The sequence below is a fragment of the Streptomyces sp. MMS24-W38 genome, from assembly GCF_059889265.1.
The window spans coordinates 3,349,532-3,363,008 of sequence record NZ_JCBCPP010000001.1; the positions used below are offsets into that span (position 1 = coordinate 3,349,532).

General features: G+C 71.8%; 14 protein-coding genes and 1 tRNA gene. 5 read left to right on the plus strand and 10 right to left on the minus strand.

Annotated elements, in window-relative coordinates:
* Positions 1–78: 78 nt before the first annotated feature.
* The 7 genes from AC6F7H_RS14055 to AC6F7H_RS14085 form a co-directional block, all read right to left on the minus strand.
* Complete coding sequence (locus AC6F7H_RS14055) at positions 79–1,053, minus strand: RNA polymerase sigma factor SigF (protein ID WP_500757343.1); 975 nt, start codon at positions 1,051–1,053, stop codon at positions 79–81.
* Between the two features lie 170 nt (positions 1,054–1,223).
* On the minus strand, positions 1,224–1,517 hold the full coding sequence (locus AC6F7H_RS14060; RefSeq protein ID WP_500757344.1) for a Dabb family protein: 294 nt from the start codon (positions 1,515–1,517) through the stop codon (positions 1,224–1,226).
* Positions 1,517–1,693, minus strand: coding sequence for a hypothetical protein (locus AC6F7H_RS14065; protein WP_500757345.1), 177 nt, complete (start codon positions 1,691–1,693; stop codon positions 1,517–1,519). The genes AC6F7H_RS14060 and AC6F7H_RS14065 overlap by 1 nt, the downstream gene beginning before the upstream one ends.
* Positions 1,694–1,798: 105 nt before the next feature.
* Positions 1,799–1,883, minus strand: a tRNA-Ser gene (locus tag AC6F7H_RS14070).
* A gap of 44 nt (positions 1,884–1,927) precedes the next feature.
* Positions 1,928–2,359 (minus strand): tRNA adenosine(34) deaminase TadA, encoded by a 432-nt coding sequence (tadA, locus tag AC6F7H_RS14075; protein WP_500761803.1) that lies wholly within the window; start codon positions 2,357–2,359, stop codon positions 1,928–1,930.
* Positions 2,360–2,409: 50 nt separating this feature from the next.
* Positions 2,410–2,949 carry a tRNA adenosine deaminase-associated protein gene (locus tag AC6F7H_RS14080; RefSeq protein WP_500757346.1) on the minus strand — a complete coding sequence of 180 codons (540 nt, stop codon included), beginning with the start codon at positions 2,947–2,949 and terminating at the stop codon, positions 2,410–2,412.
* Between the two features lie 362 nt (positions 2,950–3,311).
* The gene (locus AC6F7H_RS14085; RefSeq protein WP_500762198.1) at positions 3,312–3,500 is read right to left on the minus strand and encodes a hypothetical protein; all 189 of its coding nucleotides are present in this window, start codon (positions 3,498–3,500) and stop codon (positions 3,312–3,314) included.
* Between the two features lie 371 nt (positions 3,501–3,871).
* On the opposite strand from AC6F7H_RS14085, the gene upp reads away from it, so the two are divergent.
* Complete coding sequence (gene upp / locus AC6F7H_RS14090; protein WP_500757347.1) at positions 3,872–4,507, plus strand: uracil phosphoribosyltransferase; 636 nt, start codon at positions 3,872–3,874, stop codon at positions 4,505–4,507.
* 115 nt (positions 4,508–4,622) lie between these two features.
* Here upp and AC6F7H_RS14095 read toward each other — a convergent pair whose 3' ends face one another.
* Positions 4,623–5,249 (minus strand): LytR C-terminal domain-containing protein, encoded by a 627-nt coding sequence (locus AC6F7H_RS14095; RefSeq protein WP_500761805.1) that lies wholly within the window; start codon positions 5,247–5,249, stop codon positions 4,623–4,625.
* Positions 5,250–5,508: 259 nt separating this feature from the next.
* Positions 5,509–5,805: a type II toxin-antitoxin system VapB family antitoxin gene (locus AC6F7H_RS14100; protein ID WP_202275276.1), complete on the minus strand. Its 297-nt coding sequence runs from the start codon at positions 5,803–5,805 to the stop codon at positions 5,509–5,511.
* Between the two features lie 316 nt (positions 5,806–6,121).
* On the opposite strand from AC6F7H_RS14100, the gene AC6F7H_RS14105 reads away from it, so the two are divergent.
* The 3 genes from AC6F7H_RS14105 (at position 6,122) to AC6F7H_RS14115 (ending at position 10,999) form a co-directional block, all read left to right on the plus strand.
* Entirely contained in the window at positions 6,122–8,245 is a 2,124-nt protein-coding gene (locus AC6F7H_RS14105) for a penicillin acylase family protein (protein ID WP_500757348.1), read from the plus strand.
* Entirely contained in the window at positions 8,238–8,846 is a 609-nt protein-coding gene (locus AC6F7H_RS14110; protein ID WP_500757349.1) for a GNAT family N-acetyltransferase, read from the plus strand. The genes AC6F7H_RS14105 and AC6F7H_RS14110 overlap by 8 nt, the downstream gene beginning before the upstream one ends.
* A 233-nt stretch (positions 8,847–9,079) precedes the next feature.
* On the plus strand, positions 9,080–10,999 hold the full coding sequence (locus AC6F7H_RS14115) for a copper resistance CopC/CopD family protein (RefSeq protein WP_500761807.1): 1,920 nt from the start codon (positions 9,080–9,082) through the stop codon (positions 10,997–10,999).
* A 94-nt stretch (positions 11,000–11,093) separates the two neighbouring features.
* On the opposite strand, the gene AC6F7H_RS14120 is transcribed toward AC6F7H_RS14115, so the two are convergent.
* Positions 11,094–11,315, minus strand: coding sequence for a hypothetical protein (locus AC6F7H_RS14120; RefSeq protein ID WP_500757350.1), 222 nt, complete (start codon positions 11,313–11,315; stop codon positions 11,094–11,096).
* Positions 11,316–11,687: 372 nt separating this feature from the next.
* Between AC6F7H_RS14120 and AC6F7H_RS14125 the strand changes: the two genes are divergently transcribed.
* Positions 11,688–13,385 carry a stealth family protein gene (locus AC6F7H_RS14125; protein WP_500757351.1) on the plus strand — a complete coding sequence of 566 codons (1,698 nt, stop codon included), beginning with the start codon at positions 11,688–11,690 and terminating at the stop codon, positions 13,383–13,385.
* Positions 13,386–13,477: the final 92 nt, after the last annotated feature.

Below are 13,477 nucleotides of genomic sequence, written 5' to 3' on the forward strand. Positions count from 1 at the left end.
CCTGGAAACAAGGGAACTGGCGGAGTTTCAGCCCAGAAGCACCGAGATGGGCACTGGTGAGCGATTGCCCCTTTCGGGTTATGCGTCGATCCTGTTCGCGGACCGCAGCCGCTGAAAGCTGCGCGCGAGCAACCGGGACACGTGCATCTGCGAGACGCCGAGTTCCACGCTGATCTGCGACTGGGTGAGATTGCTGTAGTACCGCAGCAGCAGGATCCGCTGCTCCCGCTCGGGCAGCTGGACGAGCAGGTGCCGGACGAGGTCGCGGTGCTCGACGCCGTCCAGCGCCGGATCCTCGTAGCCGAGCCGGTCCAGCAGGCCGGGGAGCCCGTCGCCCTCCTGTGCGGCCTCGAGGGAGGCGGCGTGGTACGACCGCCCGGCCTCGATGCAGGAGAGCACGTCCTCCTCGCTGATGCGCAGCCGTTCGGCGATCTCGGCGGTCGTCGGGGAGCGCCCGAAGGCGGTCGTGAGGTCCTCGGTGGCGCTGTTGACCTGCACCCACAACTCGTGCAGCCGGCGAGGTACGTGGACGGTGCGGACGTTGTCGCGGAAGTACCGCTTGATCTCGCCGATCACCGTGGGCATCGCGAACGTCGGGAACTGCACGCCCCGCTCCGGGTCGAAGCGGTCGATGGCGTTGATGAGCCCGATGGTGCCGACCTGGACCACGTCCTCCATCGGCTCGTTGCGGGAGCGGAAGCGGGCGGCGGCGTAGCGCACGAGCGGCAGGTTGGCCTCGATGAGCGCCGTGCGCACCCGGGTGTGCTCCGGCGTGCCCGGCTCGAGATCCTTGAGCTGGGTGAACAGCACCTGGGTCAGGGCCCGGGTGTCGGCGCCGCGACGCTTGGCCGGTGACGGGGCGGGCTTCGGGGCCGGTGGCTGTTCGGCCGTCGGCGGAGGTGTGGGCGGGGGTGCAGAGGGCTGCGTCGAGGGGTGAGCCGGGGTCGAGGCCGGGGCTGGGGTCGGGTCCGGGGTGGTCGAGTCCGGGAACTGAGCCGGAGCCGGGGTCAGGGCGGACACCTGGTCCTGGGGCGGCGCAGTACTGGCCGACACGGTCAACGCCACCTCTTCATCGGTCGACTCATCCGTCAAAAGCGGTCATAGCATCACAAGACATGCTCACTGTGCGCAAGCACCGCATATTCCGTGTTGAGGGACGGTTCATTCCTAAGGATGCGCAAAAGCCCTCCACCGTCATGGTGGAGGGCTTCCGGGGCGGAGGCTCAGAACTCGTAGTCGGCGATCACCCACGTGGCGAACTCGCGCCACAGCCCGACACCCGCCTGATGCCTGGGGTGTTCCACGTACCGGCGCAGCGCGTCGGCGTCCTCGAACGCCGAGTTGATGACGAAGTCGTAGGCGATGGGCCGGTCGCTGATGTTCCAGGCGCACTCCCAGAAACGGATCTCCGGGATCTCGCCGTCGAGCGAACGGAACGCCTCCACGCCCCGCACGACGCGCGGATCGTCGCGCTCGACGCCCTCGTTCAGCCTGAAGAGGACCAGGTGGCGGATCATCAGCCTCCTCCGTTCGCGAGCCAGGTCATGAAGTCACCGACGGCGTTCGCGGCGTCGGAGATGCCCTCGAACACTGTCCCGACGTAGCCGGTCGCCTTGGTGGGATCCGTGATGATCACATACAGCGCGAAGACCGCGAGGACAAAAAAGGCGACCTTCTTCGCGTTCACCGCCATCGCGGCCCTCCCCCTGTCACTGTGATGCACCGGCGTCACCCGTACGTGCCGAGCGGGCCCATGATCGCACGAAGGGCCCCGTCTGACGACGGGGCCCTTCAGAGGCGGTAGCGGTGGGATTTGAACCCACGGTGACTTGCGCCACACTCGCTTTCGAGGCGAGCTCCTTCGGCCGCTCGGACACGCTACCGAGGGAGACCTTACAGCACGGGCGCGATGGTTCGAAATCGGTATTCAGCGGCTCCGGAAGAACGCCGTGAGCAGGTCGGCGCACTCCTCGGCGAGCACTCCCTCGACGACTTCCGGCCGGTGGTTGAGCCGCCGGTCGCGGACGACGTCCCAGAGGGAGCCGACCGCGCCGGCCTTCTCGTCCCGGGCGCCGTAGACGACCCGGTCCACCCGCGACTGCTGGATCGCGCCCGCGCACATCGTGCACGGCTCCAGCGTCACCACGAGGGTGCAGCCGGCCAGCCGCCACTCCCCCAGCTTCGCGGCGGCCCGCCTCAGGGCGAGCAGTTCCGCGTGGGCCGTGGGGTCGGGACCAGCCTCGCGTTCGTTGTGCCCGGAGGCCAGCACGGTGCTGCCGTCCGGTGCCAGCACGACCGCGCCGACGGGCACGTCCCCGCCCCGGACGGCCAGTTCGGCCTCGTCCAGGGCGAGCCGCATCGCGGCCCGCCAGGGGTCGCGCACGGGGTCGGGCGGATGGGTGTTCCCGGTCAGCGGACGGTCTCCAGGACCTCCGAGGCGCCCAGGACCTCGGCGATCTCACCGAGCGCGTCTCCGGACAGCGAACGCAGTTCCTTCTCGCTCACGCCCAGGTCGTCCAGGACCCGGGCGTCGCCGACCGGCCCGTGCGGCACGGACTCGCCGGAGCCGGTGCCCGCGACGACCTCGTCGGCGCTCTCGTCGTCCGGTTCACCGTCCTCCGTGCCGTCGAGGTCGAGGGCGTCCAGGTCGGTGCCGTCGTCCCCGGGCTCCCGGCCGAGCAGTTCGTCGGTGAGCAGGATCTCGCCGTAACTGCTGCGGGCGGCGGCCGCGGCGTCGGACACGTAGATACGAGGGTCCTCCTCGCCGTCCACGCGGACGACGCCGAACCAGCCGTCCTCCTGCTCGATCAGTACGAGCACCGTGTCCTCGTCGGGTGCGGCCTCCCGGGCCAGGTCGGCCAGATCCGACAGGGTCTCCACATCGTCGAGTTCCGTGTCGCTCGCTTCCCACCCGTCTTCGGTGCGCGCGAGCAGTGCGGCGAAGTACACCGTGACTCTCCCACTGGTCTTAGGTGTGCCGGTCGGGGGTCCCCCCGGCGGAGGTAGCGGACGGGGAGTGCTCTTCGAGCCCCGCCCCCGCCCACTCGGAATCGTGGCAGAAACAAGGCCGTCAGGGGATGTCTTCGGCCCCCTGTGTCCGGCAGTTTTGCACCCACGCCGCCAGGTGTTCCCGTAGGGGACCCGTCGGCGCGCTCGCCCTCGCCATACGCGGATCGTACGCGGCTCTGCCCGTCCAGCCCGTAGGGCCACTGCGGCAAACACCCGCATGCGCCGTGAGCTTCCCGCGCCCGGCTCACCCTTTCGGCGCCGCGCCCACCGGGGGGTCTGGCGGGGGATCCCCTCACGGGGCCCTACCAGCGGAAGGTCCGCATGCGCATCGCGTGCCGCAGCCGGGCCGCCTTGGCGCGGCGCGGCTGGACCCGGTTGCGCAGTTCCCTGGCCTCGGCGAGTTCGCGCAGGAACAGGGCACGGCGCTGCCGCCGCTCGGCCTCCGTCTCGTCCGCCCCGGGCGGCCCGGTCATACCGGGTACACCGGACACGCCGGACACATCGGGCGCCTCCGATGTGTCGGAGGGGCCGGGCGTGCCGGATGTGCCGCGCGGGCCGCCGGGTGCCTCGCGTCTTCCGCGCGCTCCGGGTGCTCCGGATATTCCGCGTATCCCGCGTATCCCGCGTATTCCGTTTATTCCGTTTGTTCCGCGTACTGCGCGTATTGCGCGTGCTCCGGATGTCCCGCGTGTCGACGGCTCGTCTCGGGAATCCTGTTCAGGCATTGCTTCATCACCCCAGTCCGTCCCTCCCACTTTCCCCCGGGCAGGCGGTTTGACGCCAGCGAAGGAGTGGTCGCGGGCCGAAGGGCTTGCCACCCACGGGGGAGCAGGGCCCGGCTCGGCCCGGTTAATGTGGGGACATGCGTCTCCACGTCGTCGACCACCCCCTGGTCGCACACAAGCTCACCACGCTGCGCGACCGGCGCACCGACTCCGCGACCTTCCGCCGCCTCGCCGACGAGCTGGTCACCCTGCTCGCCTACGAGGCCACGCGTGACGTGCGCACCGAACAGGTCGACATCCGGACGCCGGTGGAGCCGACCACGGGTGTCAAGCTGTCCCACCCGCGCCCGCTGGTGGTACCGATCCTGCGGGCCGGTCTCGGCATGCTGGACGGCATGGTCCGACTGCTGCCGACCGCCGAGGTGGGTTTCCTCGGCATGATCCGCGACGAGGAGACGTTGCAGGCGGCGACGTACGCCAGCCGGATGCCGGAGGACCTGTCCGGCCGCCAGGTGTACGTCCTGGACCCGATGCTCGCCACCGGCGGCACGCTGGTCGCCGCGATCCAGGAGCTGATCAAGCGGGGCGCGGACGACGTGACCGCCGTGGTGCTGCTGGCCGCGCCGGAGGGCGTCGAGGTCATGGAGCGCGAGCTGGCCGGCACCCCGGTGACCGTCGTGACCGCGTCGGTCGACGAGCGCCTCAACGAGCACGGCTACATCGTGCCGGGCCTCGGCGACGCGGGGGACCGGATGTACGGGGCGGCCGAATAGCCGAACAGGGGCCGAGCGGCAGCCCGGCAGTGCGCGTGGACCCTCGTCGGTGCGCGCGTGGGTGCCTGTCCCGCGGCCGTCCGGGTGCCGGTGCTCCCGTGCGGCCGCCGCGGCTTCAGCAGCTCTTCTTCGCGGTGGGCGCCGGCTCGGGGGCGGTCAGTGCGGTCAGGGCCCGGTCGGCGTCCGCTTTCGCCGTCAGCCGGGTGAAGCCGTCGCCGATGATGAGGTCGAGCTCGCCGCCCTTGCGGGAGACCTCGGTACGACGTTCGGCGCCGGCGAGCTGAGCGCCGAGCACCGGCAGCGAGGACTTGAGCGCGGACGTGGGCCCGAGCAGCACACCGGTGCCCTTGACCTTCTTGTCGTACTCCTCGGTCGCGTTGCCGACGTCGCCGATCTTGAAGCCGCGCTTCTCCAGCTCGTCGGCGGTCTTCTGGGCCAGGCCGCTGCGGGTCGTGGCGTTGAGGACGTTGACCGTGATCCGGCCGGGTTCAGGGAGCGCGGTGCTGCGGGCGGGGCTGGGGCTCGGCGAGGGGCTCGCCTTGGGGGCACAGCCAGCCTTGACGCCGACCGCGGATGCGGGGTTCTTGTCGCCGGTGAAGACGTCGAAGAGCTGCAGCGTGCCCCAGCCGGCCACGCCGAGCGCCGCGACGGACGCGGTGGCCAGGGCGACGAGCCTGCCGCGGCGACGGGGTCGGCGCATCCGCGGGTACTTGTCACCCCGGATCCGGTACTGGCCGCCCATGCCGGGAGGAGTCAGCATGCTCATGGGCGCAGCGTAGTGCGCTCCGACGGTAATGCCTACTAGATGATCATCGGATTCCACGCAGTCCAACCCGAAAGGGCCAAAGCGGGCTCGGTCGGGTTTCATCCGAGGCCGCGGGCGGGTCGACCGGGGGAAGCCGGAGGTGCCCGGCGGCACGCCGAGGGCTCCTCGGCCGGGGGCGGTTCCGCGCGGACGTGCCGGCGGGTGGGGGTCCCCCCGGACGGATTCCGGGGGAGGGTCAGCTCAGCTCGAGGACGCGGGCGTGCAGCACCTGGCGCTGCTGGAGCGCCGCCCGCACCGCGCGGTGCAGGCCGTCCTCCAGATAGAGATCGCCCTGCCACTTCACGACGTGCGCGAAGAGGTCGCCGTAGAAGGTCGAGTCCTCGGCGAGGAGGGTCTCGAGGTCGAGTTGCTGCTTCGTCGTGACGAGCTGATCGAGGCGGACCGGGCGCGGCGCGACGTCCGCCCACTGCCGGGTGCTTTCCCGGCCGTGGTCGGGGTACGGCCGGCCGTTTCCGATGCGCTTGAAGATCACACGGAAAGCCTACCGGTCAAGACGTTCCGGGCGCAGCCTCACGGCTCGGACACGTGGGCAAGTCCGGGAGAGTCGTGGCCGATTTCCGTCAAAGGGGGTGGGTGTGGCCGGGTTGCCGACGCATTCCTCCCGTGGACGATCTCCCGAGCGGCCCATCACCTGGGGCAGGACACGTGGCTGACACCGTGACCACTTCGCGGTCGCCTTCGCGGATTCCGTGGCCCTGCCGGCTCCGCCCCGTCGCGCACTCACCCTTCGCGTACGATTCCGCCCACGGTTTACTTAGGAGAGCCTAACCTAAAGGAATGGGGGCACAGTGGCCGGTGAGATCTTTCGGGACGACTGGGGAATTCCGCATCTGCGCGCGGGCGACGCGGTCGAACTCGCCCGTCTCCAGGGCCGGGTCACCGCCCTCGACCGGGCCTGGCAGCTGGAGGTCGAGCGACACAGGGCGCAGGGCACCTCGGCGTCCTTCCTCGGCCCCGAGGCCCTCCCCTGGGACCGCTTCGCCCGCCGCGCCCGCCTGGCCGACACGGCCCGCCGCTGCTTCGCCGAGCTGGAACGACGGGGGCAACGGGGACAACGGGGGCAACGGGGACGACGGGATGCGGAGACGGCGCACTGGCTACGGGCGTACGTGGCGGGCGTCAACGAGGGGCTGCCTTCCGCCACCGCCCCCGAGTTCGCCCGCACCGCCCTCAAGCCCGGCCGCTGGGAGCCCTGGACACCGCTCGCGGTCTGGATCGCCACGCACATCCTGTTCGCCGGCTTCCCCGCGAAGCTCTGGCGCGAGCGGGTCGCCGCGCACCTCGGCGCGGACGCCGTCGGGCTGTTCGCCGCCGACGGCCCGGGCACCTCCGGCAGCAACGGCTGGCTGGTCGCCGGGGAGCGGACGGTGACCGGGCGGGCCGTCATCGCGGGGGACCCGCACCGCTTCATCGAGGACCCCGGCGTCTACCAGCAGATCCACCTGTCCTGCCCGGAGTTCGACGTCGTCGGCCTCGCCGTGCCCGGTGTCCCCGGCATCGCCCACTTCGGTCACACCGGCACGGTCGCCTGGGCGATCACCAACGCCATGGCCGACTACCAGGACCTCTACCGAGAGCAACTTCGGCGCACAGGCGCAGGCGTGGAGGCGCTCGGTCCGGACGGGGTCTGGCGGCGGGCCGCCCGGCACACCGAGACCATCGAGGTCGCCGGCGAGGAACCGGTCGGGGTCGAGGTGATCGAGACCGACCGCGGGCCGGTGGTCATCGGTGGCCCCGAGGGCCTCGACGACGGCGTGCCCGAGCCCGGCGTGCCCCCGGTCGCTCTCGCCCTGCGCTACCCGCCGCGCGTCACCGGGGACCTCGGCTTCGGCGCCCTGCTGCCGTTGCTGCGGGCCCGTCGGGTCGCCGACGTGGACCGGGCCGTCGACCTGTGGGCCGAGCCCGTCAACGTGCTCCAGGCCGCCGACACCGAAGGCGGCACGCTGCACCGGGTGGCCGGCCGGGTGCCGGTCCGGGCCGAGGCCAACGGGACCCGTCCGGTGCCCGCGTGGGAGCCGGGCCACGACTGGCAGGGATGGCACGAGCCACCGCGCGCCGGGCTGACCGACGGTGTCGCCGTGATGGCGAACCAGCGCGGCCCGGCCTCCCCCCTCGGGGTCGAGTTCGCGCCGCCGCACCGCGCCGACCGCATCGCCGCCCTGCTCGCGCGGAAGGAGCACTGGTCCGCGGCCGACATGTCCGCCCTCCACATGGACACCCACCTCGCCTCCGCCACCGCCCTGCTGGACCACCTCGCCGCCCTCGACGGCCTGACCGGTCCGGCGGCCGGTCTGCGCGACCGGCTGCTGCGCTGGGACCGGCGCATGGACGCGGACAGCGCCGACGCGGCTGTCTTCGCCGCGGTGCGCGGCGCGGTCGTACGGCGGCTCGCGGAGCACCCCGCGTTCGCCGCACTGACCACGTCCCCGGCCTGGCCGGAGGTTTTCCTGCCCTGGCTGGCGCTGCTCCCGCGCATCGGCTTCGCGCTCGAACACCTCCTCACCGCAGAGGAGTCGTACGGAATCGACCGCCCGGCCGCGGTCCGCGCGGCACTGGAGGAGGTGGCCGTCCGGCCGCCCGCCGGCACCTGGGGCGACACCCACCGGTCGGCGCCCTGGCGGGCGTTGCCGCCCACGACGCCGTACGACGAACCCGGTCTGTCGGGCGACCACGACTGCGTGCTGTGCACCTCCTCAGTGCCCGGCCTCACCGACCTCGCGGCACGCGGCCCGGCCGCCCGGTACGTCTGGGACCTGGCCCGCCGTGAGGACAGCCGCTGGGTGGTGCCGCTCGGCGCCTCGGGCGTCCCCGGATCGCCCCATCACCGAGACCAACTGGCCCTGTGGCTCAAGGGAGATCTCGTCCCGGTCGTCACCGACTGGGCGCGGTTGCGGAAGGAGACCGATGTCTGACCCGTACGACTCCCGCGCGGCCGTCCACGAGCAGGTGGTCGACGGTTTCGGCTCCCTGCGCGTCCTGCCGCTCGACCCGTCGGCCGACGCGCCCCTGCTGCACCGCTGGGTGAGCGGGGAACGCGCCGTCTTCTGGGGCATGAACGGCCTCACCGAGCGGCAAGTGGCCGAGAGCTACGCCCACATGGACACGCTCGACACCCACCACGCGTACCTCCTCGCCAAGGACGGTGAGCCGGCCGCCCTGTTCCAGACCTACGAACCGGAGGCCGACCGGGTCGGTGAGTGCTACCCCGTCGAACCCGGCGACATCGGCCTCCATCTGCTGCTCGCGCCCGCCGCACCGGGCGGCGCGCGCCCCGGGTGGACGGCCGCGCTGATCGCCGCCGTCGTCACGTTCGTGCTGCTGGGCCTGGACCGCGAGCGCGTGGTGGTCGACCCGGACGTGGCCAACGAGAAGGCGATCGCCCGCTTCCTGCGGCAGGGCTTCACGGCCGGCCCCGCGGTCGTCCTGCCCGAGATCGACCTGCCGGACGTGTACCTGCCGGAGAAGAGGGCCCGACTCGCCTTCCTCACCCGGGAGGCGGCCTTCGGCGGGTGACGGCTTTGCCCGTGCCGCCGTGGTTTCCCCGGGGAGCCGTGGTTTCCGTCGGGAAGCCGTGGTTTCCCGGGGCAGGTGAGTGTTCTGCGCCTCCCGTCCGTACTCAGCCTGAAGTCGGATTGCCGGATTGCCGAAAGGCGGGGAACAAGGTGCAGCGACGGGGCGGCCGGGCGGTGGGCGACGGCGGGCGCGACGCAGGAACGAGCCGCGGAACCCGGCGGCTTCAAGGGCTGGTGCTGCTGGGCACCGTGCTGGTCCTGCTCCTCCTCGGCAGCGCCGGACCGGCGAGCGCGCACGCGGCCGTCCGCGAGGCCGTCCCCGAGGACGGAAGCGTCGTCAAGTCCGCCCCGCAGCACGTCACCCTGACCTTCACGGAGTCCGTCGCCCTGCTCGACGACTCGTTCCGCGTCTACAGCCCCGACAACCACCGGGTGAAGCTGGGCGAGCCGCGGCACGCCGACGGCAGGTCCGACACCGCGCGTGTCGAACTGCCCGACGGGCTCGACGACGGCACCTACACGGTCGCCTGGCGAGTGGTCTCCGCGGACAGCCACCCCGTCTCCGGTGCCTTCACGTTCTCCATCGGCAAGCCCTCGCCCTCCGCGCCCGCCGCACCCGAGGCCCCGACGGAGCACCCGGTCACCTCGAGCCTCTACAACACCGGCCGCTACCTCGCGTACGTCGCCGCCGCCCTGCTCATCGGCACGGTGGCGTTCGCGGCCCTGTGCCGCCCGCCGGACACCGCCCCGCTGCGGATGCCGCTGGTCACGGGCTGGTGGACGCTGCTGACGGCCACTTCGGTCCTCCTCGTCCTGCGGGCCCCGTACGAGAAGGGCACGTCACCCACGACGGCGTTCGACCTCTCGGCCTTCACCGGCATCCTCACCGGGCGGCCGGGCATCGCCATGCTGGCCCGGGTGGCGCTGCTGGTGCTGACGGCGGCCGTCCTCCTGTGGCTGCCCCGCCTCACCCGCCGCCGTGACCCGGACGCCGGCGACCGGACACCGCCCGCCCAGCTCGCCGTGGGCGGCGTCCTGGCCGTCGCGCTGGCGTTGACCTGGGCGGCCGCCGAGCACGCCTCGGCCGGTATCCAGGTCCCGCTGGCGATGACGTCGTCCGTGCTGCACCTGCTGGCGATGGCCTGCTGGCTCGGCGGCCTCGTGGCCCTGCTCACCACCCTGTTCCGTGCCGAGACCCCGCTGCCCGTCACCACGGTCATCCGCTTCTCCCGCCTCGCCTTCCTCTCCGTGACGGTGCTGGTCGTCACCGGCGTCTACCAGTCCTGGCGGGGTCTCGGCTCCTGGACGGCGCTCGGGGACTCGGCGTACGGGAGGGTCCTGACCGCCAAGCTCGTGATGACGGCCGTACTGCTCCTGGCGGCGGCCCTGTCCCGCCGCTGGACCATCCGCCTGGCGACGGCCGCGGCGTCGGCGACGGCGACGGCGACGGGCGCGGGGGACGGGGAGACGGCGGAAGCACCGGCAGCGGTTGTGGTTGCGGAGAAGGCACCGTCGGCGACGCGGCAACGGGTCCCGGAACTCGTGACCGCCTCCGCCCCGGGCAAGACACCCCCCGTACCTCCCGCACACCTGCCCCCCGACGCCCGGACGTCACCCGAACCGGATGCCCCCGCCCCCGAGGCGTCCGCTCCCGACCGCTGTCGGCGAGGTCTGCGTGTCTCCGTCCTGGCGGAAGCGGTCGTGGCGACCGTGGTGCTGCTGATCACGTCGGTGCTGACCAGCACCCTCCCGGCCCGTGCCGAGGCCGAGGCGGCAGATGCGGCCGAGAGCGCCCCGATCGCCGGACTGCCCGCGGCGACGGTGGTCACCATCCCCTACGCCATCGGCACCCCCGGCGGGAGGGGCAGCGTGCAGATCACCCTGGACCCGGGCCGGGTCGGGGAGAACGGCATCCAGGCGGTGGCGTTCGCCCCCAACGGCGCCCTGGACTCGATCCCGGAGCTCCGCCTGTCCTTCACCCTCGAGGAGAAGGACGTCGGCCCCATCGACGCGGGCCTGACCGACCGCGGCGGCTACTGGGCCACCAGCGATCTCACCCTCCCCCTTCCCGGCACCTGGACGATGAAGGCGACCATCAGGGTCTCGGACGTGGACCAGGTGACCGAATCCCACCCCATTCGCATCGACCCCTGAGGCGCCCTCACCGGGACCGCACCGGTGCGGGAACGGACCCGCACGGCACCGGCGAGGAGGCCGGGAGTCCCCGGGCTTCGGCCCGGGGAGCCGGTCAGAGCTTGCTCATCTTGGCGTACGGGCTGAGGATCCGCTCCCGCGCCGAACCGAAATCCACGAGTGCCGCGATTCCGTCCTCGACGCCGATCACGCGGCCGAGACCGTACATGTCGTGTGTGACCTGGTCGCCCACCGCGAAATGCTTGGGAGGCGGAGCGACCGGGGCCTTGAAGGGGCTGGTGGGCAGAGTGCGCTTCGGTGCAGCTGGCTTTGTCATCGCCACCAGTATGGGCCTGTGTGCCCGTGGGGGCCCAGGGCGTGATCGTCGAAGGCGCGCACGCATCCGGTGAGCCGGGCGGTCGCACGTGTCCGTATGCGCCCGGTGCCTTGCGACCGCCCCATCGGGCAACGGCTCCCCACGATGCCCGACTGTGGGTCAGTTGTGCACGCAGTCCGCCATTTATGAACTCTCGGGGAACTCTTCTGCAGCCTTTCGTCGCATGTATCTGCCTGGTCAGCGCAGAGATGTTCAAGGGTTCATGAGGCTTCATGTAGAGGAGCTCAGAACGTGACCGCGCGTTCCTTTGCCCGGCGGATGCGACCGCGAGTCGAGCGGAAAGCCGCCGAAAGGGTGTGACAGCTGCGCACCATGCGGCGGCGCCGCCTGGCAGCGACCACGGACCCGGTGCTCCGCCCGGTGGCGGTGCGCGGCCAGCAGCTCTACGGACGGGTCGTGACGCGGTTCAGCGCCGCCGCCGCGGCCGCCGCCAACCTCGACCTGGTCGTCGCCGCGCTGGAGCAGGAAGGCATCCCCTACTTCCTGGTGCCGGCCTCGCGTACGCGCCACACGGTCGGCGTGAACGCCGTCGACCGGGAGCGTTTCCTCACCGCCCTCGAGGCGCAGAACGCGGGGAAGGCGGTGTTCATCGGCAGACCGCTGCCCGGCGCGAAGCTCAAGCACCCCGCACTGTCCATGGACGGCGTACTGCCGACCGCCTTGCGTACGGCCCCCGTACTGCGGGTCGGGGAGAACCACCTGGGGCCCTCGGGCCAACTGCTCGCCGGGCCGGAACTCGCCTGCGACATCGAGTTCTGGGAGGACGGGGCACAGCTCCTCGCCTCCGCCGACGGGCCTCGCCGACTGGCCAAGGTGCAGCCGCAGGCGTCCGAGGACATCTTCGCCGAGTCCCTCGTCGCACCGCGGAACAACGGCATCACGGACGTACTGCCGGCGTCCGAGCAGAAGCCGGTCACGGTGCGGGTCGGCGACCGGGAGCTGCCGAGCTTCGTCCCGCTCACCCTGCCGACCGTGAACGACGTGACCTTCCCCGTCGACGTCGTCTACACCTGGGTGGACGGCGAGGAGCCAAAGATGCGGGCCGAGCGGGCCCGGCACCAGGAGCGCGGCATCGTCGAGATCCTGGACAAGGAGACCAACGCCTTCCGCTACGCCAGCCACGACGAGCTGAAGTACTCGCTGCGCTCGCTGCGGATGTACGCCGGGTTCGTCCGGCACGTCTACCTCGTGACCGACTCCCAGATCCCCGCCTGGCTGGACCCGGACGCGGAGGGTCTGACCGTGGTCGACCACCGGGACATCCTCCCGGCCGACGCGCTTCCCGTCTTCAACTCGCACGCGACAGAGAGTCGGCTGCATCACATCCCGGGTCTGTCGGAGCACTGCCTCTGCTTCAACGACGACGTCTTCATCAATCGCCCGGTACGGGCCGAGCACTTCTTCCACGGCAACGGCATCGCCCGGATCCCGCTGTCCCCGCTGAAGCTCGGCGTCGGTGCCCCGCACCCACTGGAGCCGGCCCCGAACTCCGCGGGCAAGAACACCCGCGAGGTGATCAGGCGCTTCCACGGCAGACACATCACCCACAAGTCGCTGCACACTCCGCATCCCCGGCTGCTGTCGGTCCTGCGGGAGATGGAGAGCCTCGGCATCGAGGAGCGCGAGCGGACCTCCCGCTCGCGCTTCCGCTCCACCTCCGACGTCGCACCGGCGTCCACGCTCCACCACCACTGGGCGATCGCGACCGGCCGGGCCGTCCCGGCCGACTACCGCTTCCGCTACGTGCAACTGGGCGCACCGGACATGCGGCGGCACCTGGCCCGCCTCGCGGCCGGTGAGGACATCGACTTCTTCTGCCTCAACGACGTGGACACCGCCCCGGCGGACAGGGCGGCGGCCGGGACCGCCATCCGCGCCTTCCTGGAGCGGAAGTACCCGTTCCCGAGCCGCTTCGAAAGAACGGCCCGGGCCACCTCGCGCCCGGTCGCGCCGCTCACGGCGAGTCTCCTGCCGCAGCCGGCGCGGGAGGGGGCACGGCTTCGCGACTGACGGGCACGGGCGCGGGCGAGGTACCCGCAGGGAGGGCTGGAACACGTCGAAGGGCCCCACCGCGAACGGTGGGGCCCTTCGGCATCGTGCCC